Annotated in this window: 24 protein-coding genes and 1 tRNA gene; 10 read left to right on the plus strand and 15 right to left on the minus strand. The window is 63.3% G+C overall.

Annotated elements, in window-relative coordinates; genetic code table 11:
* Positions 1-4: 4 nt before the first annotated feature.
* From AC2FNY_RS16105 to AC2FNY_RS16125, 5 genes are all read left to right on the plus strand, one after another.
* Positions 5-712 carry an ATP12 family chaperone protein gene (locus tag AC2FNY_RS16105; RefSeq protein ID WP_496803080.1) on the plus strand — a complete coding sequence of 236 codons (708 nt, stop codon included), beginning with the start codon at positions 5-7 and terminating at the stop codon, positions 710-712.
* A 195-nt stretch (positions 713-907) separates the two neighbouring features.
* The gene (locus AC2FNY_RS16110) at positions 908-1,924 is read left to right on the plus strand and encodes an amino acid ABC transporter substrate-binding protein (RefSeq protein ID WP_234167386.1); all 1,017 of its coding nucleotides are present in this window, start codon (positions 908-910) and stop codon (positions 1,922-1,924) included.
* Between the two features lie 135 nt (positions 1,925-2,059).
* On the plus strand, positions 2,060-3,328 hold the full coding sequence (locus AC2FNY_RS16115) for an amino acid ABC transporter permease (protein WP_496803081.1): 1,269 nt from the start codon (positions 2,060-2,062) through the stop codon (positions 3,326-3,328).
* A gap of 1 nt (position 3,329) precedes the next feature.
* A complete protein-coding gene (locus tag AC2FNY_RS16120; protein ID WP_234167383.1) occupies positions 3,330-4,643 on the plus strand; it encodes an amino acid ABC transporter permease in 1,314 nt (437 codons plus the stop codon).
* Positions 4,644-4,653: 10 nt separating this feature from the next.
* Entirely contained in the window at positions 4,654-5,445 is a 792-nt protein-coding gene (locus AC2FNY_RS16125; protein ID WP_275671688.1) for an amino acid ABC transporter ATP-binding protein, read from the plus strand.
* Positions 5,446-5,493: 48 nt separating this feature from the next.
* Here the strand turns inward: AC2FNY_RS16125 and AC2FNY_RS16130 are convergent, their stop codons facing one another.
* The 4 genes from AC2FNY_RS16130 to argB are packed head-to-tail and all read right to left on the minus strand — an operon-like array spanning position 5,494 to position 8,335.
* Complete coding sequence (locus tag AC2FNY_RS16130) at positions 5,494-5,991, minus strand: SixA phosphatase family protein (protein WP_496803082.1); 498 nt, start codon at positions 5,989-5,991, stop codon at positions 5,494-5,496.
* Entirely contained in the window at positions 5,988-6,683 is a 696-nt protein-coding gene (locus AC2FNY_RS16135) for a ferredoxin (RefSeq protein ID WP_496803083.1), read from the minus strand. Before AC2FNY_RS16135 ends, AC2FNY_RS16130 begins: the two co-directional genes overlap by 4 nt.
* Positions 6,620-7,414 (minus strand): sterol desaturase family protein, encoded by a 795-nt coding sequence (locus tag AC2FNY_RS16140; protein WP_496803084.1) that lies wholly within the window; start codon positions 7,412-7,414, stop codon positions 6,620-6,622. The genes AC2FNY_RS16135 and AC2FNY_RS16140 overlap by 64 nt, the downstream gene beginning before the upstream one ends.
* A gap of 57 nt (positions 7,415-7,471) precedes the next feature.
* Positions 7,472-8,335, minus strand: a complete 864-nt coding sequence (argB, locus tag AC2FNY_RS16145) for an acetylglutamate kinase (protein WP_234140556.1) — start codon at positions 8,333-8,335, stop codon at positions 7,472-7,474.
* A gap of 115 nt (positions 8,336-8,450) precedes the next feature.
* On the opposite strand from argB, the gene AC2FNY_RS16150 reads away from it, so the two are divergent.
* The gene (locus tag AC2FNY_RS16150) at positions 8,451-9,179 is read left to right on the plus strand and encodes an SDR family NAD(P)-dependent oxidoreductase (protein WP_496803085.1); all 729 of its coding nucleotides are present in this window, start codon (positions 8,451-8,453) and stop codon (positions 9,177-9,179) included.
* A 39-nt stretch (positions 9,180-9,218) separates the two neighbouring features.
* On the opposite strand, the gene AC2FNY_RS16155 is transcribed toward AC2FNY_RS16150, so the two are convergent.
* The 11 genes from AC2FNY_RS16155 to rpmH form a co-directional block, all read right to left on the minus strand.
* Positions 9,219-10,616 (minus strand): PepSY-associated TM helix domain-containing protein, encoded by a 1,398-nt coding sequence (locus AC2FNY_RS16155; protein ID WP_496803086.1) that lies wholly within the window; start codon positions 10,614-10,616, stop codon positions 9,219-9,221.
* 65 nt (positions 10,617-10,681) lie between these two features.
* Complete coding sequence (locus AC2FNY_RS16160; RefSeq protein ID WP_496803087.1) at positions 10,682-11,050, minus strand: DUF2946 domain-containing protein; 369 nt, start codon at positions 11,048-11,050, stop codon at positions 10,682-10,684.
* On the minus strand, positions 11,047-11,700 hold the full coding sequence (yihA, locus tag AC2FNY_RS16165) for a ribosome biogenesis GTP-binding protein YihA/YsxC (RefSeq protein ID WP_234140561.1): 654 nt from the start codon (positions 11,698-11,700) through the stop codon (positions 11,047-11,049). The genes AC2FNY_RS16160 and yihA overlap by 4 nt, the downstream gene beginning before the upstream one ends.
* Entirely contained in the window at positions 11,697-12,434 is a 738-nt protein-coding gene (locus AC2FNY_RS16170; protein WP_496803088.1) for an MOSC domain-containing protein, read from the minus strand. Before AC2FNY_RS16170 ends, yihA begins: the two co-directional genes overlap by 4 nt.
* A complete protein-coding gene (gene yidC / locus AC2FNY_RS16175) occupies positions 12,431-14,260 on the minus strand; it encodes a membrane protein insertase YidC (RefSeq protein ID WP_496803089.1) in 1,830 nt (609 codons plus the stop codon). Before yidC ends, AC2FNY_RS16170 begins: the two co-directional genes overlap by 4 nt.
* Positions 14,261-14,385: 125 nt before the next feature.
* On the minus strand, positions 14,386-15,927 hold the full coding sequence (locus tag AC2FNY_RS16180) for a putative bifunctional diguanylate cyclase/phosphodiesterase (RefSeq protein ID WP_496803090.1): 1,542 nt from the start codon (positions 15,925-15,927) through the stop codon (positions 14,386-14,388).
* 72 nt (positions 15,928-15,999) lie between these two features.
* Positions 16,000-16,884 (minus strand): tRNA 2-thiocytidine(32) synthetase TtcA, encoded by an 885-nt coding sequence (gene ttcA / locus AC2FNY_RS16185; RefSeq protein WP_234140569.1) that lies wholly within the window; start codon positions 16,882-16,884, stop codon positions 16,000-16,002.
* Positions 16,885-16,928: 44 nt separating this feature from the next.
* Positions 16,929-17,858 (minus strand): calcium/sodium antiporter, encoded by a 930-nt coding sequence (locus AC2FNY_RS16190; RefSeq protein WP_496803091.1) that lies wholly within the window; start codon positions 17,856-17,858, stop codon positions 16,929-16,931.
* A 118-nt stretch (positions 17,859-17,976) separates the two neighbouring features.
* Positions 17,977-18,240, minus strand: a complete 264-nt coding sequence (yidD, locus tag AC2FNY_RS16195; protein ID WP_234178061.1) for a membrane protein insertion efficiency factor YidD — start codon at positions 18,238-18,240, stop codon at positions 17,977-17,979.
* Between the two features lie 60 nt (positions 18,241-18,300).
* Positions 18,301-18,726, minus strand: coding sequence for a ribonuclease P protein component (gene rnpA / locus AC2FNY_RS16200; RefSeq protein WP_496803092.1), 426 nt, complete (start codon positions 18,724-18,726; stop codon positions 18,301-18,303).
* A gap of 24 nt (positions 18,727-18,750) precedes the next feature.
* Positions 18,751-18,885 (minus strand): 50S ribosomal protein L34, encoded by a 135-nt coding sequence (rpmH, locus tag AC2FNY_RS16205; protein ID WP_008554144.1) that lies wholly within the window; start codon positions 18,883-18,885, stop codon positions 18,751-18,753.
* Positions 18,886-19,189: 304 nt separating this feature from the next.
* Here rpmH and AC2FNY_RS16210 point away from each other — a divergent pair, with 304 nt between their 5' ends.
* The 4 genes from AC2FNY_RS16210 (at position 19,190) to AC2FNY_RS16225 (ending at position 22,882) form a co-directional block, all read left to right on the plus strand.
* On the plus strand, positions 19,190-19,924 hold the full coding sequence (locus AC2FNY_RS16210; protein WP_234167365.1) for a TVP38/TMEM64 family protein: 735 nt from the start codon (positions 19,190-19,192) through the stop codon (positions 19,922-19,924).
* A complete protein-coding gene (locus tag AC2FNY_RS16215) occupies positions 19,924-21,342 on the plus strand; it encodes a dihydrolipoyl dehydrogenase family protein (RefSeq protein WP_496803093.1) in 1,419 nt (472 codons plus the stop codon). The genes AC2FNY_RS16210 and AC2FNY_RS16215 overlap by 1 nt, the downstream gene beginning before the upstream one ends.
* Positions 21,343-21,356: 14 nt before the next feature.
* Positions 21,357-22,742 (plus strand): sensor histidine kinase, encoded by a 1,386-nt coding sequence (locus AC2FNY_RS16220; RefSeq protein WP_496803094.1) that lies wholly within the window; start codon positions 21,357-21,359, stop codon positions 22,740-22,742.
* Positions 22,743-22,805: 63 nt separating this feature from the next.
* Positions 22,806-22,882, plus strand: a tRNA-Arg gene (locus AC2FNY_RS16225).
* The last annotated feature ends 313 nt before the right edge of the window (positions 22,883-23,195 follow it).

Here is a 23,195-nt window from a genome sequence, read left to right on the forward strand (position 1 = left end):
AGATATGAGCGACTGGAAACCGAAACGCTTCTGGAAACAGGCGGCCGTGGCAGAAATGGCCGAGGGCTATACGGTGGAACTGGATGGTCGCCTGGTGCGCACCCCGGCCAAGGAGCCGCTGCTGCTGCCGACACGGGCGTTGGCCGAGGCGATTGCCGCGGAATGGGACGCTCAGGAGAAAGAGGTCGATCCGACCAGCATGCCCTATACCCGCACTGCCAACGCTGCCATCGACAAGGTGCGCATTCAGCATGGCGAAGTGGCCGACATGCTGGCGGCCTATGGCGATTCGGATCTGTTGTGTTATCGGGCGGATAGCCCTGCCGAATTGACGGAACGACAGGCGCTTTCCTGGGACCCGGTGCTGGATTGGGCCGCGGAAACCCTGGGCGCGCGGCTGTTGCCGATTGAGGGAGTCATGCACCAGCCACAACCCTCGGGTGCGCTCGATACACTGACGCGACGGGTGCATGCACTGAACCCGTTTCAGCTGGCGGCCTTTCACGATCTGGTCAGCCTGTCCGGTTCGCTGGTGCTTGGCTTTGCTGCGGCGCTGAATTGGCGCGAAGCTGACGAAATCTGGCAGATTTCACGCCTCGACGAGACCTGGCAAGAGGAACAATGGGGTCCCGATGAAGAAGCGCGCGCGTTGGCCGCGCTGAAACGCGTGGCCTTTCTGCATGCCAAGGCGGTCTTCGATATCTCGACATGAGACTGATTCCGTCAGACTGACGAAAACCTCAACGGATATGGGGCGGAAAGCGACATAGAAGCCTTGACCTTTGTCGGATATTGCGCCCAAACTCCTGCCCATCGAAGGGTTAACCCCTTCGCGATCCGCTCCGGCGCCAACGTGTGCCGGTCGAACCGCCCCGGGACAGGGGTGGAAAATCAGGAAGAGGTAAAAATGAAGAAATCCGTATTTTTGGGCGCTCTCACGGTCGCCGGGATGGCCGCTGGCGTTGCTGCGGCGGGCACCATGGACGACGTCAAGGCGCGCGGCAAGCTGAACTGCGGTGTGACCACCGGTCTTGTTGGCTTTGCAGCACCGGATTCGAATGGGGAGTGGAAAGGTTTTGACGTGGCCCTGTGCCGTGCCGTTGCTGCGGCCGTGCTGGGCGACGGCAACGCGGTTGAATTCGTGCCGACCACCGGCAAGACCCGTTTCACCGCGCTGGCATCGGGCGAAGTCGACATGCTGGCCCGTAACACCACCTGGACCTTCTCGCGCGATGTGGACCTGAAGTTCGAATTCGTCGGCGTGAACTACTATGACGGTCAGGGCTTCATGGTTCCGAAATCGCTGGGCGTCAGCTCGGCAAAGGAACTTGATGGCGCCACCGTCTGCATCCAGACCGGCACCACCACCGAGCTGAACCTCGCGGATTTCTTCCGCGCCAACAACATCAGCTATGAGCCGGTTCCGATCGAAACCAACGCCGAAGCGCAGCAGCAGTATCTGGCCGGCGCCTGTGACGTCTACACCACCGACGCCTCGGGTCTGGCCGCAACCCGCGCCACCTTCGAGAACCCGGGTGACCATGTTCTGCTGCCCGAAATCATCTCGAAAGAGCCGCTCGGCCCGCTGGTTCGCCATGGCGACCACGAGTGGGGCGATGTGGTCCGCTGGACCCTGAATGCGCTGATCTCGGCTGAAGAGATGGGCATCACCTCGGCCAATATCGACGAAATGTCGGCCGGCACCAACAACCCGGAAATCAACCGTATCCTGGGCACCGAAGGGACCCTGGGCGAGATGCTGGGTCTGGACGCCGAGTGGGCCAAGCGCGCCATCAAGGTGGGCGGCAACTATGGCGAAGTGTTTGCCCAGAACATCGGTGAAAGCACCCCGATCGGTCTGGCACGCGGCCTGAACGCACAGTGGACCGACGGCGGCCTGCTGTACTCGCCGCCGTTCCGTTAACAAAACAGCGAAGGGGCGCAGGGCAACCTGCGCCCTTTTTGCATCCATTAATACAAAGTGCCTGGCTGGTGGGAGCGGGGGAGAAACCTCGCCGGAGAGAGACAAGCCAGGACCTCACGGGGATATACATAGGTCATGACGACTCTCACTGACCCGCCGAAGGAGCAGTTCCGGCTGTCCATGCTCCTTTATGACACGCGGTACCGGTCGGCCACCATCCAGGTCATTGCGATGATATGCTTCATGCTGATGGCAGCATGGCTCATAAGCAATACCGCGCAAAACCTGGCCGCCTTGGGCAAGCCCATTGATTTCGGATTTTTCAGCGAACCGGCCAGCTATGACATCAACCAGCGGCTGTTGGATTATTCCTCGCGCGACACGCACCTGCGGGCGGCCTTCATCGGTCTGCTTAACACGCTGGTCGTGGCGGTATTGGGCTGTATCACAGCCACGATACTGGGTGTGATCATCGGTGTGCTGCGCCTGTCCAACAACTGGATCGTCGCGCGGCTGATGACGTTTTATGTCGAAGGGTTCCGCAACGTTCCGGTCCTGCTGTGGATCGTGTTCATCATGGCGATCCTGATCGAGACCCTGCCGGCGCCACGGGCGTTCCGGGGCGACAATGCCACTGCCAGCATGATGCTTGGCGACAGCGTGGCCGTGACCAATCGCGGCGTCTATGTCCCCGAAGCGCTGTTTTCCAACAGTCTGGGCAATATCCACCTGTTCGGCGAAAGCAGCCTGCGGTTTGATATCAGCCTTGATCTGATGCTGATCCTGATCGTGCTCGGCGGCGGCCTGTGGGTGGCGAACTTCCTGCGCAAGCGGGCGGACCGCATCCAGGAACAGACCGGCGACCGTCCGGTGACCTGGTGGCAGCGTCTGGCCGTGGTGGTGATCCCGACCGGGCTGGTGCTGGTGCTGCTGGGCTTCCATTTTGGCTATCCCGAGCTCAAGGGCTTTAACTTCCAGGGCGGTACCCATCTGCGGAACTCGCTGATCGCGCTCTGGCTGGCGCTGTCACTTTATACCGCCGCCTTCATCGCCGAGATCGTGCGCGCCGGTATCCTGGCCATCTCCAAGGGTCAGACCGAGGCCGCCTCGGCCCTGGGCCTGCGCTCGAACAAGATCATGTCGCTGGTGATCCTGCCGCAGGCGCTGCGGGTGATCATTCCGCCTCTGATCTCGAACTATCTCAACCTCACCAAGAACTCGTCGCTGGCGATCGCCGTGGGGTACATGGATATCACCGGCACGCTGGGCGGGATCACCATGAACCAGACCGGGCGCGAGCTGGAGACGATCCTGCTCTTGATGCTGGTGTACCTGACCATCTCGCTGTCCATTTCGGCGGTGATGAACTGGTACAATGAATCCGTCAAACTGAAGGAGCGTTGAGATGTCTGACATCGGATTCGTCCGCACCGAAATGCTCCCCGAGCGCGAACCGCCGGCCTCGACCACCGGCGCGCTGGGCTGGGCACGCGCCAACCTGTTCTCGAACTGGTTCAACAGCATTCTGACGCTGGCGTCACTCTATGCGATCTATGCGATTCTCTCGGCGATCTTGCCTTGGGTATTCTCGCCCACTTGGAACGGGACCTCGCTCAACAATTGCCGCGAGATCCTGACTGCCGCCGGTTCGGTGGGAGATCACGGCACCTCGGGGGCCTGCTGGGGCGTCATTCGCGAGCGCTGGATCCAGCTCTTGTTCGGGTTCTACCCGTCCGAGCTGTATTGGCGCCCGATCCTCGCCTTTGTCCTGCTGGCCGTGGCCCTGGCCCCGGTTCTGTTCGCGGACAAGGTGCCGTCGAAGATGCTGATCTTCTCGGGTCTCTATCCGTTCATCTTCCCCTGGCTTCTGTGGGGCGGCACCATCTGGGGGCCGGTCGCGGCGCTGGGTGGCTTTGTCATTGGCTGGGTGGTCTATTCGGCCGCTAGCAAGACGATGAGCAGCCTCATGGGCATCCTACTGGGTGCCGCCGCTGCGTTGGTCTGGTGGTTCGTTCTATCCGGTTATTTCGTCGGCGCGCTGGATTCCATCCTGCCGATCGGCATCGAAGCGGTCGAAAGCCGCAAGTTCGGTGGCTTTATGCTGTCGATCACCATCGGTGTCGTCGCCATTGCCTGTTCGCTGCCGCTGGGCATCGTTCTGGCGCTGGGCCGTCAGTCGGACCTGATGATCGTCAAATATATCTGCGTGGGCTTTATCGAGTTCATTCGGGGTGTGCCGCTGATCACGCTGCTGTTCGTGGCCTCGACCCTGCTGAACATCTTCATGCCGCCCGGCACGAATTTCGACATCATCCTGCGGGTGCTGATCATGGTAACGCTGTTCGCCGCGGCCTATATGGCCGAGGTGATCCGCGGCGGTCTGGCCGCGCTGCCCAAGGGCCAGTATGAGGGGGCGGATTCGCTTGGCCTCAACTACTGGCAGGCGCAGCGCCTGATCATCATGCCACAAGCGCTCAAGATCTCGATCCCCGGCATCGTGTCGACCTTCATCGGGGTGTTCAAGGACACCACGCTGGTCTCGATCATCGGGCTTCTCGATCCGCTGGGTCTGTCGAACGCCATTCGTGCGGACGCCAACTGGAACGGCGTCGTCTGGGAACTCTACGGCTTCATCGCCCTGCTGTTCTTCGTCTTCTGCTTCGGCATGTCCCGCTACTCCATGTATCTGGAGCGCAAGCTCCACACTGGCCATCGTTAAGGAGGGCCCAATGTCTGAACTCGCAATCGATCGTGAAATCGACCGTTCGAAAATGCAGGTGAGCGACGAGGTCGCCATCGAAATCACCAACATGAACAAGTGGTACGGGGCCTTCCACGTGCTGCGTGACATCAACCTCACCGTCAATCAGGGGGAACGGATCGTCATCGCCGGGCCTTCGGGCTCGGGCAAGTCGACCCTGATCCGCTGTCTGAACGCGCTGGAGGAACACCAGCAGGGCAAGATCGTGGTGGACGGCACCGAATTGTCGAACGACCTCAAGAATATCGACAAGATCCGGTCCGAGGTCGGCATGGTGTTCCAGCACTTCAACCTGTTCCCGCATCTGACCATTCTGGAGAACTGCACGCTGGCCCCGATCTGGGTGCGCAAGACGCCCCGCAAAGAGGCCGAGGAAACGGCGATGCATTTCCTGGAAAAGGTGAAGATCCCCGAGCAGGCCAACAAGTATCCCGGGCAGTTGTCGGGCGGGCAGCAGCAGCGCGTGGCGATCGCGCGTTCGCTGTGCATGCGGCCCCGGATCATGCTGTTCGACGAACCGACCTCGGCGCTGGACCCCGAGATGATCAAGGAAGTGCTCGACACCATGATCGAGCTGGCCGAGGAAGGCATGACCATGCTCTGCGTGACGCACGAGATGGGCTTTGCCCGCCAGGTCGCCAACCGCGTCATCTTTATGGATGCGGGCCAGATCGTGGAACAGAACGAGCCGGAAGAGTTCTTCAACAATCCGCAAAGCGAGCGGACCAAGCTGTTCCTGAGCCAGATCCTGGGTCACTGAACAGGGCCTGGAATGACACGGAAAGGGCGGGGATTTCCCCGCCCTTTTTCAATCCGTCAACTCTCGTGGAACGATGAAATCCAGCACCTCGCCCTTGTGCCAGCCGATCTGCGCCCAATCGTCGGTGGCAAACTCGATCACCGTGGTTGCACTGGTCGGATAGTCGAAGAAACGGGCATGGGCGGGTGCCTCATCGACGATCTGGCCTGCGAACTCGGCGATACCGGGGTTGTGCCCCAGCAACAGCACCACCCGCCCGCTGGCCTGCCTGAGGTTGGCAAGGATATGCTCTGGTGGGGCCAGATAGAGCGCGCGGGTGAATTCAGGTTCACAGCCGCCCAGCCCCATCTCGGTCCAGGTCTCGCGGGTGCGGACGGCGTCCGAACTGATCACCTGATCCGGCAGATAGCCATGCTGGCGCAGCCAGGCCCCGATCGCCTGCGCCGACCGCCTGCCACGCTTGTTGAGGGTGCGGTCGTGGTCGCCAAGGCTGATATCGTCCCAGGCGGATTTGGCGTGGCGGGTCAGGATCAGAATGCGGGTCATCTGCGCAAAAAAGCCTTCATGTGCAATGCGGACTGCGCCGGATCACGCGCCGCGCCAGCGCTGAGCGGGCAGGCGAGTCGGGCGGCACAGCCTGACCCCATACAAGCAGACCCAGCGGCGGTGTCCAGATATCCGCGGCAGGCATCGACATCATAGGCGTGATCTGCCGCAAGCGCACCAACCGGGCAGGCCCGGCTACAGGGCGCGGCACAGCTGTCGCAGGGTGATGGGGCGTTGCCCACAGGCAGGTCGATCCGCTCTGGCAGCAGCAGCGCACCGCGCAGCGAGATCATCAGACCGACCTGGTCATGCACCATCATGCCAACCGGGCTGGTATGAAACCGGCCCGAGGCCAATGCCCAGGCGATGAAGGGCGGATAGGGCGGCCCGTCCGAGGGGTAGGCGGTCTTGGCACCCAGATCGACGGCCATCGCCCCGATCACCCGTTTTGACCAGCGGTCGACCGGGTCACTCTGGCCATCGGCATATTCAGGCGCCGCGCTGAAGACCGGCCAGAAGCCGGGACCGGTGCCAAGCAGAACGACAGTGCCTGCCTGATCGGCCGGATTGAGCGCCCCCATGACAATCAGGGCCGAGGCGGCGGCCTCTGCCGTAATCCGCTCCAGCATCATCGGCGGCGAAACGGCAGCAGCAGGCTCCAACCCAGCCGCGCGGGCCGGTCGTCCTGCCATGCCAGCCCGATGGTCATCTGGTCATGGCCCTTGGCGGGTTGTGCAACATAGGTTCCCATCATCCGGTCCCAGATCGACAAGGCAAAGCCGTAATTGCTGTCATGTTCCTCGCGCAGCACCGAATGGTGCACCCGGTGCATGTCAGGGGTCACCAGAACCTTGCGCAACACCGCGTCGAGCGCAAGCGGCAAGCGAAGGTTCGAGTGATTGAACAGTGCGGTGCCGTTCAACAGGATCTCGAACAGGACCACCGCCAGCGCCGAAGGACCCAGCAGATAGACAAGACCGATCTTGAGCAGCATCGACAGCGCGATTTCTACCGGATGAAACCGGATCGCGGTGCTGACGTCGATATCGGTATCCGCATGATGCACCCGGTGCAGCCGCCAGAGCAGCGGTATCTTGTGAGTGACCAGGTGCTGGCCCCAGATGGCAAAATCGAGGATCAGCACGGCCAGCAGCGCCTCGACCCAACCGGGCCAAGCCAGATGATTGAACAGGCCCCAGCCCTGTGCGGTGGCGTCCAGCGCCGCGCCCACCGCCAGCAGCGGCAAGCCTACCGCAAGGGCCCGCAGGGTCACGGTATTCAGCACCGATATCGTCAGGTTGGTCAGCCAGCGTCGCGGGCGCCGCGGGTGAAGCCTCCGGCGCGGGGCCAGCCGCTCGGCAAGTGCGAACAGGACAAAAAGGCCGACAAACACCGTCAGCCGGATCAGGCTTTCGTTTTCCATTCATTCACAATTCGGCATGTAAATGAAATAGGCAAGCCCGTCAGACTGACGATTGCGTCAGTCGCGGCGGATCAGCGAACCCGCGCCATGCTCGGTATAAAGCTCCAGCAGCACCGCATTGGGGGCGCGGCCGTCTAGGATGACAACAGCGCGCACACCCTTTTCAAGCGCATCCAGCGCGGTTTCCGTCTTGGGGATCATTCCGCCCGCGATGGTACCATCGGCCACCATCTCGCGGATTTGCGCTGCTTTCAGCTCCGTCAACACTTCGCCCGCGCCGTTCTTGACACCGGATACATCGGTCAGCAGCAAGAGCCGGTCAGCCTTGAGGGCGCCGGCAATCGCACCGGCGGCGGTATCGCCGTTGATGTTGAACGTCTCGCCATTCCGTCCCGCGCCCAAAGGGGCAATCACCGGGATGATGTCATGGGCAAACAGGTTGCGCAGCAGGTCGGGATTCATCTCGGCCGGGGTGCCGACAAAGCCCAGATCGGGATCGGTCTGATCGCAGACCATCAGGTTGGCGTCCTTTCCGGACAGGCCCACCGCCTTGCCGCCCTGGCGGTTGATCGCCTGCACGATCCGCTTGTTGACCACGCCGGACAGCACCATTTCGACCACTTCGACCGTGGCGGCATCGGTGACCCGCTTGCCGTTCACGAAGTCGGACTGGATGCCCAGCTTGTCCAGCATGGCGTTGATCATCGGCCCGCCGCCATGCACCACGACCGGGTTCACACCCACCTGCCGCAACAACACGACATCCCGCGCAAAGCTTTCCATGCCTTCGTCGCTGCCCATGGCGTGGCCGCCCAGCTTGATGACAACGATCGCATCATCATAGCGTTGAAGATACGGCAAGGCCGCGTTCAGCGTGGCAGCGGTGGCAATCCAGTCGCGATTCATGTCTCGTGTCTTCATGGCAAGGGTCCCTTTGGCGCCTTGTGTTAGGGGTTTTGCGCCCCTCTGCCAAGGGGCGTTGCTAAGATGCCGCGCTGTGATAGGCTCCGCCCGAAATCAGACGCGAGGCCGGATCATGACGCGCAAGACTCTTGTCCTGACAGGTGCCAGCCGGGGAATAGGCCACGCAACCGTGCGCCGATTCGTGGCCGAAGGCTGGCGGGTCATCACCTGTTCGCGCGAGCCGGTACCGCCAGGCTGCCCGTGGAGCAGCGGCGAGAACAACCATGTCCAGATCGACCTGAGCGACCCGCAGGCCACCATCGCCGGGGCCGAAACCATCCGCGCCAAGCTGGACGGGCGGCTGGACGCGCTGGTGAACAATGCCGGCATTTCGCCCAAGGGACCCAGTGGCGAGCGGTTGAGCACGCTCAGCACCGATCTGTCCGATTGGGGTCATGTGTTCCACGTCAACTTCTTTGCCCCCGTGGTGCTGGCCCGCTCGCTCAAGGACGAGCTGGCCGCAGCCAAGGGGTCGGTGGTCAACGTGACCTCGATCGCCGGGTCACGGGTGCATCCGTTCGCCGGGGCGGCCTATGCCACGTCCAAGGCGGCGCTGGCGGCACTGACGCGCGAGATGGCGCATGATTTCGGGCCGCTTGGCGTGCGGGTGAACGCGATTGCTCCGGGTGAGGTCGAAACCTCGATCCTCAGCCCCGGCACCGACAAGATCGTCGAGAAACTGCCGATGCAACGGCTGGGTCAGCCCAGCGAGGTGGCCGCCGCGATCTATTTCCTCTGCTCGCAGGAAAGCTCTTACATTTCGGGCACCGAAATCGAGGTCAACGGCGCGCAGCACGTCTAGCGACCGGACCCCGCGCGGGGTCCGGTCTGGGGCCAGTACTCAGGCCAGCGCGCGCCGGAGCGCGGGGATGTTGCTCAGGACCAGCACGTCAAAGGCAAGCGCCGCGATCAGTGCCAGCCCCGCCAGCGGGAACATCAGCGATACCAGCACCGCCACCAGCGCGGCGCCCTTCCACATCGGCATGTCGGCGGGTTCGGGCGGTGCGGCCAGCCGCAAGGCCCGCGCCGGGCGGCGCTTGACCCACATCACCACGCCCGAGACGCAGAGAAAGATCACCGACAGGCAGAACACGATGTTGAGCGCGAAGTTCCAGCCGCCCATCAGCCCCATGTGAAAGGGGATGCCCACCGCCATCGCCTTGCCCGCCCACGAGTAATCGTCATAGCGCACATCGGCCAGCACCTTGCCGGTATATTGGTCGACATGGATGGTGCGATCGATGAACGGGTCATCGGAATCACCGCTCATGCTGTCGCGGTTGATGGTCCAGACACCTGTTTCGCCCGCCGGATAGGCCAGACGGAACCGCCCCTCCATCCCCATGGCGCGGCCGAGCGCGATGAGGTTCTCGGCGTTGACCGGCTGGCCCTCGGGCAGGCCGGCAACACCGGCCTGAGACCCCGAGGCGGGCAGCGGTGTCTGTTCCAGCGCCCAGGGCACGTCATTGGTATGGCCGTGGTTCATGCTGGCATGCATATCGTCCGACAGGGGGACATTATCCCATTTCTCGGCCGGAAAGGTCGACCAGGCTTGTACCAGCTTGCCGCCCCAGATGCCGGCCCAGGACAGGCCCGACACCAGGAACACCAACAGCAGGGCCGAGATCCAGAACCCGGTGACCGCATGCAGGCTTTTCCACAAGGCCCGGCCGCGTGCGCGCAGGTTGGGCACCAGCGCCGACATCGCATCACCCCGCGGCCACCAGATATAGAGGCCGGTCAGGATCAGCACGATGCCCAGCCCGGCGGCGATCTCGATCAGGCGGTCGCCCAGATCGCCGATCAACAGGGTCGAGTGGATATTGTCGGCCAGATCGTACCAGCCCGCGCGCCGGTCCCAGATAGACAGCACCTCGCCGCTATACTGGTCGAGCGCGACCAGGCGCTGGCCCTCGGGGGTCTTGACCCGGAACACGGCGGCCAGATCGGGGGCCTTGGGGCCGATCCACTCGACGATGGTGCCGGGCTGTGCCTGAAGCACCGCAGCAGTTTGCGCGTCAAAGGACAACGCGCTTGCTTGCGGCTGAACGGCGATTTTCTCGCCATCGCGGCCGTCGACCTGGGTGATGAGCATCATCATCAGCCCGGTCACCGCCAGGATCAGCAGAAAGGGGATCACGTAGAGCGCGGCGTAGAAATGCCAGCGCCACGCGGCGAAATAGAATTTCTGTGCCAGCGGGCGCATGGTGCCCCGGGCATTGGTTTGGCTGTCAGCCATTGTCGTTTCTCCATATCAGAAGCGCTCTGCCAAAGGGGCAGAGGGGTCAGGGTGTTTCCGTCTGATCAGGAGAGGTGAGGTGGCCCGCGCGCGTCGTAGAGGGGAAAGAATCCGGCGCTGCGATGGGTGAAATCCAGATTGTCCCAGCGGGTGCGCTGGGCATGGTGCAGGGTCATCAGCAGCGGCGGCTGGGCCAGGATGGCCACTTGGTTCAGCCCGCCGAAATGGCAGCTGGGCCGCGCGTCGCTTTCGTCTTCATGGGCGGGGTTGTCGGGGGTAAGGTCGACCCATTGCCGGGTTTCCCCTTCTGCGGTGCAGATCACCAGCAGGATCCGGTCATCCTTGCGCACGGGCATCCATCCCTGCGGGATTGCGCTGGTCAGCACCACCGCAAGCAGGGACAAGACAGCAGAGAAATGCGTGAGGAATGTCATTCCAAATGGGCGATGATGGACCTGAGTGTCGCGATACCATCGCCCTTTTCCGACGAGGTCAACACAATTTCCGGATAGGCGGCGGGGTGTTTGGCCAATGCCGCGCGCACCTGCGCCAGCACCTTGTCGCGCTCGGCGGCCTTGACCTTGTCGGCCTTGGTCAGAACGCATTGAAAGGTCACGGCACTGGTGTCGAGCAGTTTCATGATCTCGTCATCGACGGCCTTGACCCCATGGCGCGCGTCGATCAGCACAAAGGCGCGGCGTAGGGTCTGACGGCCGCTGAGATACTGTTTCAGCAGTTTTTGCCATTTCTCGACCACTTTCAGCGGCGCATTGGCATAGCCATAGCCCGGCAGGTCGACCAGATACAGCTCGGGCCCCTGTGTGAAGAAGTTGATTTCCTGAGTGCGGCCCGGCGTGTTCGAGGCGCGTGCCAGCCCCTTGGTGCCGGTCAGCGCGTTGATCAGGCTGGATTTGCCCACGTTCGAGCGGCCGGCGAAGCAGACCTCGACCCGGTCGGCGGGGGGCAGGCCGGACATCGCCACCACGCCCTTGACGAATTCGGACGGGCCCGCGAACAGCTTGCGCCCCGTTTCAGTGGCGAACGCATCGGGCTCTTCGGCAACGGGAAAGGGCAGGGCGGTCATAGCGGGTGCACCTCGTCTCCAAGGCGGATGGTGCCGCCGCGGATCACCTCGGCCCGGACGCTGAAATCACGGTGACCCCAGTGATCGAGAGCGCCCAGCGTGTCGGCATCGCGAATCCCGGTTTCGGGATTGGTGGTGGTCGCGGCACAGCGGTCGGTGCGTTCGCGCACGGCAAACACCACCTCGCCGATCTGCACCTCGCGGTCGAGCCAGTCGAACTCTTCCCAAACGGGCAGGCCGTCGAACCAGATATTGCCGCGCCAGCGCAGCGGTGACAGGGTATGCCCGATCCGCTGTTCCACCGCCCGGTGCGAGGCCATGTTGCACAGCGTCACCGAGGGGAAATCGCTATCGGTCATGCCGCGCCCGGGCACCCGGATGATCCGCGCCGATTGCGCCCGGTCCTGCGGCATCAGCGGTTTGACCCACTCCAGGAAGCGGTCGGCCTCGGTCTCGGGGGCGAACTCCAGATCGGGGCGTTTGGGATGGCGCAGGGTGACGCGATCGCCGTTGAGCGTGGCAGTGATCGCCATCAGCTCGGGCACCTTGGACACCCGGCTGAAATGACCGCAATGCACCCATTCGGACCCGTCCGCCTGGGACATCTCATGCGCCACCGCCCAAACACGATCCCCGGGCATGGTCTGCCCGGGGTTGAGGGTGACGCTGTCCAGCGCCTCGCGGCCATGGCTCTTGATCGGATGCCGCCAGAGCCCGGTGACCGTACCGGTCATTTCTTGTCTGCCTTGGGCTTGCGGGCAAAGCCGGACTTGATGTTGCCGAACACGTCCGGTTTGTACCCGTGGCTGCGCATGATGATGTACTGCTGGGTAAAGGTGATCGTGTTGTTCGCGATCCAGTACACCACGAGGCCGCTGGCAAAGCTGCCCAGCATGAACATGAACACCCAGGGCATCCAGGCAAAGATCATCGCCTGGGTCGGGTCGGTGGGCGCCGGATTGAGTTTCTGTTGCAGCCACATCGAGATGCCCAGAAGCAGCGGCAGGATACCGATCAGGATGGTCGCCGCCAGCGAGCCCGCCTCGGGCCCGGCCCAGGGCAGCCAGCCGAAGAAGTTCATGATCGAGGTCGGGTCCGGCATGCTGAGGTCGCGGAACGGGCCGAACCACGGCGCCTGGCGCAGTTCGATGGTGACAAAGATCACCTTGTAGAGCGAAAAGAAGATCGGGATTTGCAAGAGGATCGGCAGACAGCCGGCGGCCGGGTTCACCTTTTCCTTCTTGTAAAGCTCCATCATGCCCTGCTGCATCTTCTGGCGGTCGTCGCCGGCGGCCTCTTTCAGGGCCTCCATCTGCGGCTGAAGCTCTTTCATCTTGGCCATCGAGACATAGGATTTAAGAGCCAGCGGGAACACGATCGCCTTGATGATCAGGGTCAGGCCGATGATCGACCAGCCCATGTTGCCGATCAGCCCGTTGAGCTGGTGCAGCAGCCAGAAGATCGGCTTGGTCAGGAAAAAGAACCAGCCCCAGTCGATGCTGTCGAGGAACTTCTGCACGCCATCCTTCTGATAGGCGCGGATGGTCTCCCATTCCTTGGCCCCGGCAAACAGGCGGGTGGTGACCTCGGCGCTTTCGCCAGGTGCCACGGTCATGGTCGGCAACACGGTTTCGGCCTGATAAATCTTGCGCCGGGCATCGTATTTCGCAGCCGCCTTGAACGCGCTGCCCGATCCGGGTATCAGGGTCGCCATCCAATAGTGATCGGTGAACCCGATCCAACCGTCGGATTTGTTCTGGAATACTTCGGCCTGCGCGCCCTCGTTCGGGTCGATGTCGAACTTGCGCACATCCTTATAGTCGATTTCCGACAGGGTGCCGTCATTCATGGCGACGACACCCTCATGCAGGATGAAGAAGTTCTTCAACCCCGGCAGGTCGGCATCCTCACCAACACCGTGACGGGCCAGGATACCATAAGGCGCGGCGCCAATCGGAGCGGTAGAGCTGTTCTCGACCGACTGGGTGACGGTGAACATGTAATCCTCGTCCACCGCCAGGGTGCGGCGGAAGGTAACGCCGCTGCCATTGGACCAGCGCAGGGTTACCGGGTTGTCCACGCTCAGGGTCTCACCGGACTCCAGCGACCATTCGGTCAGCGGGCCAGGCACGTCGGCTGCGTTCAGGCCGGTGCCGGGGGCCCAGCCATAGAGCGCGTAATAGGCCGAGGTCGAGCCGGCCGGGGTCAGCATCTCGACGATCTCTGCATCTGCGTCCAGCGAAACGCGGTAATCCTTCAACGAAAGCTCGTCGATCCGACCACCGAGCAGTGACACGCTGCCCTTCAGGCGCGGGGTGTCGATCTGAACGCGCGGGGCCTCGGCTTCGGTCGGGGCGTTGCTGTCGAGCAGGGGAACCTCGCCTGAGCCGGCTTGGGTCGTGGCGGCAGAGGGGGCCTGCACGGCGGTGCCGTCGGTGGTTGCGATCTCGGTCGCGGGCGCGTCGGTCTGTTCCGGTGGCGGGAACAGGATGAACCAGACCAGGATCACCAGAAAGCTGAGCGCTGTTGCGAGGATGAGATTCTTGTTCTGATCGTCCATCGGGGACAGCCACCTTGTGCAGTGAAAGACCACGCAGGGTTCAACAGAGTGATGGCACAAAGGTCAAGCGGAATCGGCCCTGGGTCGCGTGGGAAACGCCGGCCGAGTCGTGGTTTTGATCCGGTTCAGCCGGTTTCGCGACTGATCCTCGGGGCATCCTGCAGTTTCGCGTCGTGATGTGCGATCCAATCGAGGGTCTGGTCGAAAGGCATCGGTTTGCCGATCCCGAAGCCCTGAACATGGTCGCAACCCAGCTGCGCCAGCAGCGCATGTTCGCCGACGGTTTCCACCCCTTCGGCCAGGGTTTCCAGTTCCAGCCGCTCGGCCATGGTCAGGATGGCGGCGATCATGCGCTGCTGCTCGGGGTCGCGGTCGGCCTTCATCACAAAGGACCGGTCGATCTTGATGCGCGAGATGTCGAAGCGGCGGATCGACGCGATCGAGGCATGGCCCGTACCGAAATCGTCAAGGTCGATGCGGCAGCCAAGCTTGCCCAGCCCTGCGATGTTGCGGGTGATCACGTCATCGGGCGTGTTCGAGAACACGGTCTCCAGGATTTCCACCGACAGCCGGTCCGGGGTCAGGTCAAACCGGTCAAGCTCCCATTGCACCCGTTCGACCAGGCCGGGGTTGCGCAACTCGTCCGAGGCGAAGTTGACACCGACCCGCGGAACATCGACCTCCGCGCTGTCCCAGGCCTTGATCGCTGTCAGGGCGTGATACAGCATCACTTGCCCCAGACGCTCCATCAGTCCGGCCTCTTCGATCACCGGCAGAAAAACGTTTGGCGTCAGCAGGCCGCGCACGGGGTGGTTCCAGCGCGCCAGCGCCTCGAACCCGGTGACCTTGCCGGTGTCGGTCGAGATCTGGGGCTGGTACCAGGGTTGAATCTGCCCGTTTTCCAGCGCTGCCTGTACCTCATCGCGCAACTCGGATGCACCGCCCGGCTTGCGCTCCATGTCCGGGGCATAGGCGCGGATGGAGGAGGGGCCGGCACCCTGCGCCGCAGCCAGGGCCACATTCGCGGCATCGAGCCAGTCGCTGGCGCTGTGCCCGGGGGCCCGGCGGTTCTGACAGAAGCCGATCGAGCAGGACACATAGACGGCCACCCCATTGAGAGAGATCGGGTCCTCTACCGCGCTCTGCATCCGGCCCGCGAGTTGGATACACAGTTCCAGATCCAGTTGCGGCACCGGCGACAGGCAGACGGCAAACCGTTTGTCACCCAAGCGCGCCACCACATCGTTGTTGCGTAGCGCAGCCAGAATCCGTTCGCCGCTGCGTTGGGCGACAAGGTCGCCTGCTGTCTGACCGTGATGGTCCACCAGTTCGGCGTAATCGTCGAGTTCAATGAGAAAACAGGCCGATTTCCGGTCGGTCTCGGCCGCCATCGCGTGAATATGGGTCGCGGCGCTTTCGAACCCGTCCCGAAGCATCAGACCGGTCACGCTGTCACGCGGCACCTGATAGGTTGCGGGCCATTTGCCGAAGGCCCCGGCAAAGGCGAACATCAAAGGCAGGCCCAGAGACGCCAGCAACAGGGCAATTTCGCCCCCCAGCCAGAACGCCCCGAGAGTGATCGCCGGCAAGAAGGCCAGAATCGGCGGGCCTGTCAGCACCGGCACGATAGCATGTCGAATTCGGGTCAGGGACGGTTTTATCCGCATCGGGTCTACTGGCCTTTCGCAAGGCGCAACGCGCGCCTTGTTGGACCGTAGGAAACCAGTCTGAGTCAGACGTTAACGCAGCAGCGGAATTTCCCCAAAATTTTCGCCTTTTTCACGGGAACCCAACTCAAGTCCCTGAAAATCGAAGAGTTTCGGGTCCAGCAAATGCGACGGACGCGCATTCATCAACGCTCGGAACATCACCTGGCGCCGACCGGGTCGATTCTTCTCCCAGCCATCGAGGATCTGTTTGACCTGCTGACGTTGCAACCCGTCCTGGCTGCCGCACAGGTCGCAGGGGATGATCGGATAATTCATCGCGCGCGCGAATTTCTCGCAATCGGCCTCGGCCACATGGGCGAGCGGGCGGAAGACGAACAGATCACCCTCTTCGTTGACCAGCTTGGGCGGCATCGTCGCCAGACGCCCGCCGTGGAACAGATTCATGAAGAAGGTTTCAAGGATATCGTCGCGGTGATGACCCAGAACCACCGCCGAACAGCCCTCTTCGCGCGCGATCCGATAGAGATTGCCGCGCCTGAGCCGCGAGCAGAGCGCGCAATAGGTGCGCCCCTCGGGCACCTTGTCGACAACAACCGAATAGGTGTCCTGATACTCGATCCGGTTGGGCACACCCATGCGGTCGAGGAACTCGGGCAACACGGTCGAGGGGAAGCCGGGCTGTCCCTGGTCCAGGTTGCAGGCCAGCAGGTCAACCGGCAGCAGGCCACGCCATTTCAGCTCATAGAGAACCGCCAGAAGCGTATAGCTGTCCTTGCCCCCCGACAGGCAGACCAGCCATTTCGGCGTGCTGCCATCGGCGCGGCGCTCGACCATGCCATATTGCTCGATCGCCTCGCGCGTGTAGCGCACGATGCGTTTGCGCAGCTTCTTGAACTCGGTCGTCGCGGGGGCGCCGGCAAAAAGCGGGTGGATGTCTTCGTTCTCGTCCAGCATGGGCGGGCCTTACAGTGTTTGCATCAGCCGGGCAAGCGCCGCGCTCAGCCCTGCGCGGCCCAGACATAGGCGACATAGGCCAGCAGTAACAGGATGCCCGCGCGGCGACTGACGCCCGCGCGCCACAAGAGCAGCACGCTGAAGGCGACTGACGCGGCCAGAGCGACCGGCAGGTCGAACAGGGCAAAGCGTGCCGCTACGGGGATGGGTGCGATGACGGCCGTGGCGCCAAGGATGCCGAGAATGTTGAAGATGTTCGAACCGACGATATTGCCCACCGCGATTTCGGACTGGCGCCGGAAGGCGGCAATGACCGAGGTCGCGAGTTCGGGCAGCGAGGTGCCGACGGCAACGATGGTCAGGCCGATGAAGGCATCCGACACGCCCAGTCCCTGTGCGACCGAGACCGCGCCATCGACCAGCAACCGGGCGCCGATCATCAGGCCCAGCAGGCCCGCGCCGATCAGCAGCGGAGCGACCAGGGGGCGTGAGGGCAGTTCCGGCAGGTCGGTTTCGGTATTCTCGGCGCAAGAGCCGCCGGATTGACGGTAGGACCAGATCAGGTAGGTAGCGAGGGACAGCAGCAGGAACAGGCCCACAACCCGGGTCATCTGGCCGCTCAGCAGAAGCGGCCCCAATGCGACAGTTGCCACCAGCATCGCCGTCAGATCGCGCCACAGACCCGCAGATTTACCATTGATCGGCCAGACCAGGCTGGTGATGCCTCCGATCAACAGGATGTTTGCGATATTCGATCCCAGAATGTTACCCAGGGCGATATCGGGTACGCCACGCAACGCGGCGTCGACCGAGACCAGCAACTCCGGGGTCGAGGTGCCAAATCCGACGACGGTCAGGCCGATCAAAAGTGGCGACAGACCAAGGCGGCGGGCCAGACCGACGCTTCCACGCACCAATGCCTCGCCGCCCAGAAACAAACCGATCAGCCCGGCGGCGATGTAGAGGTAATCCAATTTCAGATATCCCGACTAGGTGGTGTCCGACTGCGACTGATACCTGTGCGCAGCATTGCTGCGCTGCAAGATGGGGCAGGAAATATACTGCCCCATGTCGGCGGAGCGGCGCGCAGCGTCAATCAGCTGGCGGATGGCTCGGTTTGCCGTTGTCGACCTTGGGGTCGGGGACCGGATCATAGCCGTCGCTGCCCAGCGGGTGACAGCGCCCGATCCGTCGCGCGGCCAGCCAGCCGCCGCGAATGGCCCCGTGTTTTTCCAGTGCCTCCAGTGCATAGGCCGAGCAGGTCGGCTGATAGCGGCAGTTGAATCCGACCCAGGGCGAAAAGATCAGCCTATAGGCGCGCACGGGCAGGGCCAGAATATGGGCAAGCGGGGTCATGGCGCCAATCTAGGGGGCGGGCCTGTCACTGCCAAGCAGGTTGCGACGAAATGCAGTAGGTCAGGGTTTGGGCGCGTGCAGCTTGCGCAGCGCCCGGCGCAGATCGTCCAGCAGCGCGTCGAAGGGGCGCGCGGCGGTGTCTGTGGGGCGCCCGATCAGCACATAGTCCCAGCCGGGGCGACCCAATTCCGGCAACACCAGCCGCGCGGCCTCGCGCAGGCGGCGTTTGGCGCGATTGCGGGCCACGGCGTTGCCGACCTTCTTGGAACAGGTGAACCCGACACGGATACCCGGCGCCTCACCCTCGGCGCGCTTGCGGGCCTGTACCATCATCGAGCCCGCGCCCTGACGGCGCGCACGCGCGGCCTTCAGGAAATCGCTGCGCTTGCGCAGGACGACTATCTCGATTGACGCGCAAACGGACACCGCCGGAGGCGTTTCCCCGTGGTTGGCGGTGCCATCCCTGGGGGCCTCCGGCGGTGTCATATCCGTCAGAACGGGTCGCAGCGCTTAGGCGCTGAGTTCCTTGCGGCCACGCGCGCGGCGTGCGTTCAGGATCTTGCGGCCGGCCTTGGTGGCCATGCGCGCGCGGAAGCCATGGCGGCGTTTGCGAACCAGGTTCGAAGGCTGATAGGTGCGTTTCATCGCTCCGTACTCCAATTTCTTGCGGTCGGGCGCGGCGCGGATTCGCCACCCGTGTGTCTGTCGAAGCCCGTCCTCTAATGCCAGAGGCCGGGCAAGTCAAACCCTCTGAGAGGGGTTTTGCGGGCTTTTGCAACAATTTCCCCCCGACCGCCAGTGGAAAGGTTTCAGTTTCCGGCTGCGGGGGCTGGTTTTCTCACGTTTTTGTCCCTTTGCGTTCAACCGGGCGTGAATGCCCTGTTGTTTGCCGGCGCGGGTCTGCATCTTGGAGCAAATGAAGCGAGACCCAGAAACAGAGCCGGATTCGATGCGCCAAACCGCTCACCCCGCGCCGCGCCGCCTGCTGCGCCATCTGCCGCTGATCGTGATCGTGCTGATCGCGGCGATCGGGGCCATCACCCTGCGAGATTATCTCAGTTTCGACACACTGGCGGCGAATCGCCAGGCGCTGCTGGCCTATCGCGAGGCGCATTACGCGGCGCTGGCCGCGATCTTTGTCGCGAGTTATGTGCTGATCGTCGCCTTCTCCCTGCCCGGTGCGGCGGTGGCCTCGATGACCGGTGGCTTTCTGTTTGGCCTCGCTGTCGGCACCGTGCTGAACGTTCTGGCGGCCACCACCGGAGCGGTGGCGATCTTTCTGGCCGCCCGCGCCGGGCTGGGGGCGATGCTGACCGCGCGGCTCGAGGCCTCGGAGGGCACGGTCAAACGGCTCAAGGACGGGTTGCGGCGCAACGAGGTCGAGGTGCTGTTCCTGCTGCGGCTGGTACCAGCGGTACCGTTCTTCGCGGCCAACCTGATCCCGGCGCTGGTCGGGGTAAAGCTGCGCAACTATGTGCTGACCACGGCGCTGGGCATCGTGCCCGGTGCGATCGTTTTCACCTGGATCGGGGTGGGGTTGGGTGGCGTGTTCGATCGCGGCGAAACCCCTGACCTGTCGCTGTTCCGGGAACCCTTCGTGATCGGGCCTATCCTGGGCCTTTGCCTGTTGGCGGCGCTGCCCATCGTCATCAAGGCCCTGCGCGGAAAGCCGGAGGAAATGTGATGGAGAGGATCGAAACCGACCTGCTGGTGATCGGCGCCGGGTCCGGCGGCTTGTCGGTGGCGGCGGGTGCCAGCCAGATGGGCGCGCGGGTGGTGCTGCTTGAAGGGCATGAAATGGGGGGCGACTGCCTGAACTATGGCTGCGTTCCCTCGAAGGCGCTGCTTGCCAGTGCCAAGGCAGCACATGCCAAAGCCAGTACCGCCCGGTTCGGCGTGACCGACCAGGTGGCGCAGGTGGATTTCGCGGCGGTCAAGGATCACGTTCGGGAGGTGATCGCGCAGATCGCGCCGGTCGACAGTCAGGACCGGTTCGAGGGGCTGGGCGTGCGGGTGATCCGCGAATACGGGCATTTCGTTTCACGGACCGAGGTGCAGGCCGGGCCGCATCTGATCGCGGCCCGGCGCACCGTCATCGCCACCGGCTCGACCCCCTTGATCCCGCCGATCCCGGGGCTGGACAGCGTGCCCTATCTGACCAACGAGACCCTGTTTGATTTGCGCGAGCGCCCCGAGCATCTGCTGATCATCGGGGGTGGTCCGATCGGGTTGGAGATGGCGCAGGCGCATGTGCGGCTGGGCTGCAAGGTCACCGTGATTGAGGCCGCCCGCGCCCTGAACCGCGAGGATCCCGAGGCCGCCGCGCTGGTGCTGGCAAATCTGCGCGCCGAAGGCGTCGAGATCGCCGAGGAGACCGCCGCCGCCCAGATGCGCGGCCGGGCCGGTGCCATCGAGGTGGTGAGCGCCGAGGGCCGTATCTTTGCGGGCACCCATCTGCTGGTGGCGGTCGGGCGCAAGGCCAGCACCGACCGGCTGAACCTTGATGCGGCGGGGGTCGAGACCACCCGGACCGGCATCCAGGTCGATGCGTCGCTGCGTACCAGCAACCGCCGTGTCTATGCCATCGGCGATGTGGCGGGTGGCCTGCAGTTCACCCATGTGGCGGGCTATCACGCCGGGGTGATCCTGCGCTCGGCCCTGTTTGGCCTGCCCTCGAAGGCGCGGACCGACCATATCCCGCGTGCCACCTATACCGACCCGGAACTGGCCCAGATCGGCCTGACCGAGGCGGAGGCCCGCGACACGCACGGCGACAGGGTCGAGTTGGCCCGGTTCGACTATCTCCACAACGACCGCGCCATCGCTGAACGCCGCACCGAGGGGTTCATCAAGGTGATGGTGGTCCGGGGCCGCCCGGTGGGGGTCACCATCGTCGGCCATCAGGCCGGGGAACATGCAAACTTGTGGTCGCTGGCGCTGGCCAATAGTCTGAAGATGAGTCAGGTTGCCGCGATGGTGTCGCCATATCCAACCATCGGCGAGATCAGCAAGCGTGCGGCGGGGGCTTATTTCTCGCCGCGCCTGTTTGAAAATCAGACAGTGAAACGGGTGGTCGGGCTGGTGCAGCGCTGGCTTCCTTGACGGGAAAGGACATCATGCTGAACTCGCTTTCGGGCCGGTTTCTGATCCTGACGGTCGCCTTCGTGATGTTGGCCGAAGTGCTGATCTTTGTGCCTTCGATCGCGCGGTTCCGGCAGGATTTCCTGCAAAACCGGTTGGAACGGGCGCAGATCGCCTCGTTGGCACTGCTGGCGGATGACATGTTGGCGACCGATCTCGAGGCCGAGCTGCTGGAAAACGCGGGCGTCTATAACGTGGTGCTGCGCCGCGACGAGGTGCGGCAGCTGATGCTCAGCTCTCCGATTCCCGGCCGGATCGGGCAGAGCTATGACCTGAGGCAGGCCTCGCCCTGGATCTTGATGCGCGATGCGCTATTGCGGTTTTTCATGCCCGAGAACGAGGTGATCCGGGTGATCGGCGAACCGGTCAAGGAGGCCGGATTGTTGATCGAGGTCACCATGGACAGCCAGCCGCTCAGAACGGCGATGATCGACTATGGCGCGCGTATCTTGCTATTGTCGCTGGTGATTTCGATCATCACCGCCTTTTTCCTGTTCCTTGCGGTGCGGGCAATCCTGGTGCGTCCGATCAGGAGTGTTGTCGACTATATGCAACGCTATGCCCGCGCGCCCGAGGATGTGCGTGGCATCATCACCCCAAATTCAGGTGTGACCGAGCTGCGAGAGGCCGAGGAAGCCTTGCAGATGCTGCAGCGGCAGCTGACCCAGGCGCTGCGTCAGCGCGAGCGGCTGGCGCAACTGGGTGGCGCGGTGGCCAAGGTCAGTCACGATCTGCGCAACATCCTGACCTCGGCGCAGCTGTTTACCGACCGGATCGAAACCAGCGAGGACCCGCTGGTGCGCCGGATGGCGCCGAAGCTGGTCAACTCGATCACCCGCGCGGTGTCGCTGTGCGAAAGCACGCTGGCCTTTGGCCGGGCCGAGGAACCCTCGCCGATGCTCACGATGGTGCGCCTGCATATGGTGGCCGAGGACGTGGTCGCCAGCGAGCGGCTTGCGCTGGGCGAGGGCGCGATCGAGATCGTCAACGAGGTGCCCGAGACGTTGAGCGCACGGGCCGACCCCGAGCAGCTGTTTCGGGTGGTGATGAACCTCGTGCGCAATGCGCGCCAGGCGCTGGAAGTCACCGGACAGCCCGGTCTGGTCGCTGTCTCGGGCCACGAGACCGAGGCGGATTGGGTGATCGAGGTGCGCGATACCGGCCCGGGACTGCCTCCAAAGGCGCGAGAGAATCTGTTCACCCCGTTCCAGGGCGGCGTGCGCAAGGGTGGCTCGGGCCTGGGCCTGGCAATTTCCGCCGAACTGGTGCGCGGCCATGGAGGTGCATTAGTTCTGAAAGACAGCGGTCCGAGCGGAACAGCCTTTGAAATAAGGCTCCCGAAAGGGGGCGAAACTTTTTGAGAGAATTTCGCAGAATCGGGTTGCGCCCCTCCGGCCTAAAGTCTAGATAGCGCCTCACCAAGCGGACCGATAGCTCAGTTGGATAGAGTACTTGACTACGAATCAAGGGGTCGGGGGTTCGAATCCTCCTCGGTCCGCCATGGCAATCTCCTAGATAGTTGAATTTGCGAGATATGTTCGCGATTGTCTAGTATGTACCCCCACACCATCTCCCGCATTAACGCGGATTGTGTCGGAACCAAGCTATCAAGTTGTCCGGAGTTGTTGAGGCGCCGACGCCCTGTGCCGCGAGGCTTTTCCAACAGGGGTTTGACAGAGTCCGCAAGGGCGCGGGCAGACTAGCCGGCTGTCTGTCCCGGGGTGACCTCTCAGGTGGTTCGCAGGCCTCTCGGACAGCGGCGATCTGGTCATGGATGCGCTATGACAGATGCCTCACGGTCTTCCTGTCAGCCA

Source organism: Ruegeria sp. BHSC223, assembly GCF_059613025.1.

Excerpts from the sequence above, each read along its gene's own strand:
- AC2FNY_RS16105 (WP_496803080.1), top strand. The coding sequence starts at position 5 with ATGAGCGACTGGAAACCGAAACGCTTCTGGAAACAGGCGGCCGTGGCA.
- AC2FNY_RS16110 (WP_234167386.1), top strand. The coding sequence starts at position 908 with ATGAAGAAATCCGTATTTTTGGGCGCTCTCACGGTCGCCGGGATGGCC.
- AC2FNY_RS16115 (WP_496803081.1), top strand. The coding sequence starts at position 2,060 with ATGACGACTCTCACTGACCCGCCGAAGGAGCAGTTCCGGCTGTCCATG.
- AC2FNY_RS16120 (WP_234167383.1), top strand. The coding sequence starts at position 3,330 with ATGTCTGACATCGGATTCGTCCGCACCGAAATGCTCCCCGAGCGCGAA.
- AC2FNY_RS16125 (WP_275671688.1), top strand. The coding sequence starts at position 4,654 with ATGTCTGAACTCGCAATCGATCGTGAAATCGACCGTTCGAAAATGCAG.
- AC2FNY_RS16130 (WP_496803082.1), bottom strand. The coding sequence starts at position 5,991 with ATGACCCGCATTCTGATCCTGACCCGCCACGCCAAATCCGCCTGGGAC.
- AC2FNY_RS16135 (WP_496803083.1), bottom strand. The coding sequence starts at position 6,683 with ATGGCAGGACGACCGGCCCGCGCGGCTGGGTTGGAGCCTGCTGCTGCC.
- AC2FNY_RS16140 (WP_496803084.1), bottom strand. The coding sequence starts at position 7,414 with ATGGAAAACGAAAGCCTGATCCGGCTGACGGTGTTTGTCGGCCTTTTT.
- argB (WP_234140556.1), bottom strand. The coding sequence starts at position 8,335 with ATGAAGACACGAGACATGAATCGCGACTGGATTGCCACCGCTGCCACG.
- AC2FNY_RS16150 (WP_496803085.1), top strand. The coding sequence starts at position 8,451 with ATGACGCGCAAGACTCTTGTCCTGACAGGTGCCAGCCGGGGAATAGGC.
- AC2FNY_RS16155 (WP_496803086.1), bottom strand. The coding sequence starts at position 10,616 with ATGGCTGACAGCCAAACCAATGCCCGGGGCACCATGCGCCCGCTGGCA.
- AC2FNY_RS16160 (WP_496803087.1), bottom strand. The coding sequence starts at position 11,050 with ATGACATTCCTCACGCATTTCTCTGCTGTCTTGTCCCTGCTTGCGGTG.
- yihA (WP_234140561.1), bottom strand. The coding sequence starts at position 11,700 with ATGACCGCCCTGCCCTTTCCCGTTGCCGAAGAGCCCGATGCGTTCGCC.
- AC2FNY_RS16170 (WP_496803088.1), bottom strand. The coding sequence starts at position 12,434 with ATGACCGGTACGGTCACCGGGCTCTGGCGGCATCCGATCAAGAGCCAT.
- yidC (WP_496803089.1), bottom strand. The coding sequence starts at position 14,260 with ATGGACGATCAGAACAAGAATCTCATCCTCGCAACAGCGCTCAGCTTT.
- AC2FNY_RS16180 (WP_496803090.1), bottom strand. The coding sequence starts at position 15,927 with ATGCGGATAAAACCGTCCCTGACCCGAATTCGACATGCTATCGTGCCG.
- ttcA (WP_234140569.1), bottom strand. The coding sequence starts at position 16,884 with ATGCTGGACGAGAACGAAGACATCCACCCGCTTTTTGCCGGCGCCCCC.
- yidD (WP_234178061.1), bottom strand. The coding sequence starts at position 18,240 with ATGACCCCGCTTGCCCATATTCTGGCCCTGCCCGTGCGCGCCTATAGG.
- rnpA (WP_496803092.1), bottom strand. The coding sequence starts at position 18,726 with ATGACACCGCCGGAGGCCCCCAGGGATGGCACCGCCAACCACGGGGAA.
- rpmH (WP_008554144.1), bottom strand. The coding sequence starts at position 18,885 with ATGAAACGCACCTATCAGCCTTCGAACCTGGTTCGCAAACGCCGCCAT.
- AC2FNY_RS16210 (WP_234167365.1), top strand. The coding sequence starts at position 19,190 with ATGCGCCAAACCGCTCACCCCGCGCCGCGCCGCCTGCTGCGCCATCTG.
- AC2FNY_RS16215 (WP_496803093.1), top strand. The coding sequence starts at position 19,924 with ATGGAGAGGATCGAAACCGACCTGCTGGTGATCGGCGCCGGGTCCGGC.
- AC2FNY_RS16220 (WP_496803094.1), top strand. The coding sequence starts at position 21,357 with ATGCTGAACTCGCTTTCGGGCCGGTTTCTGATCCTGACGGTCGCCTTC.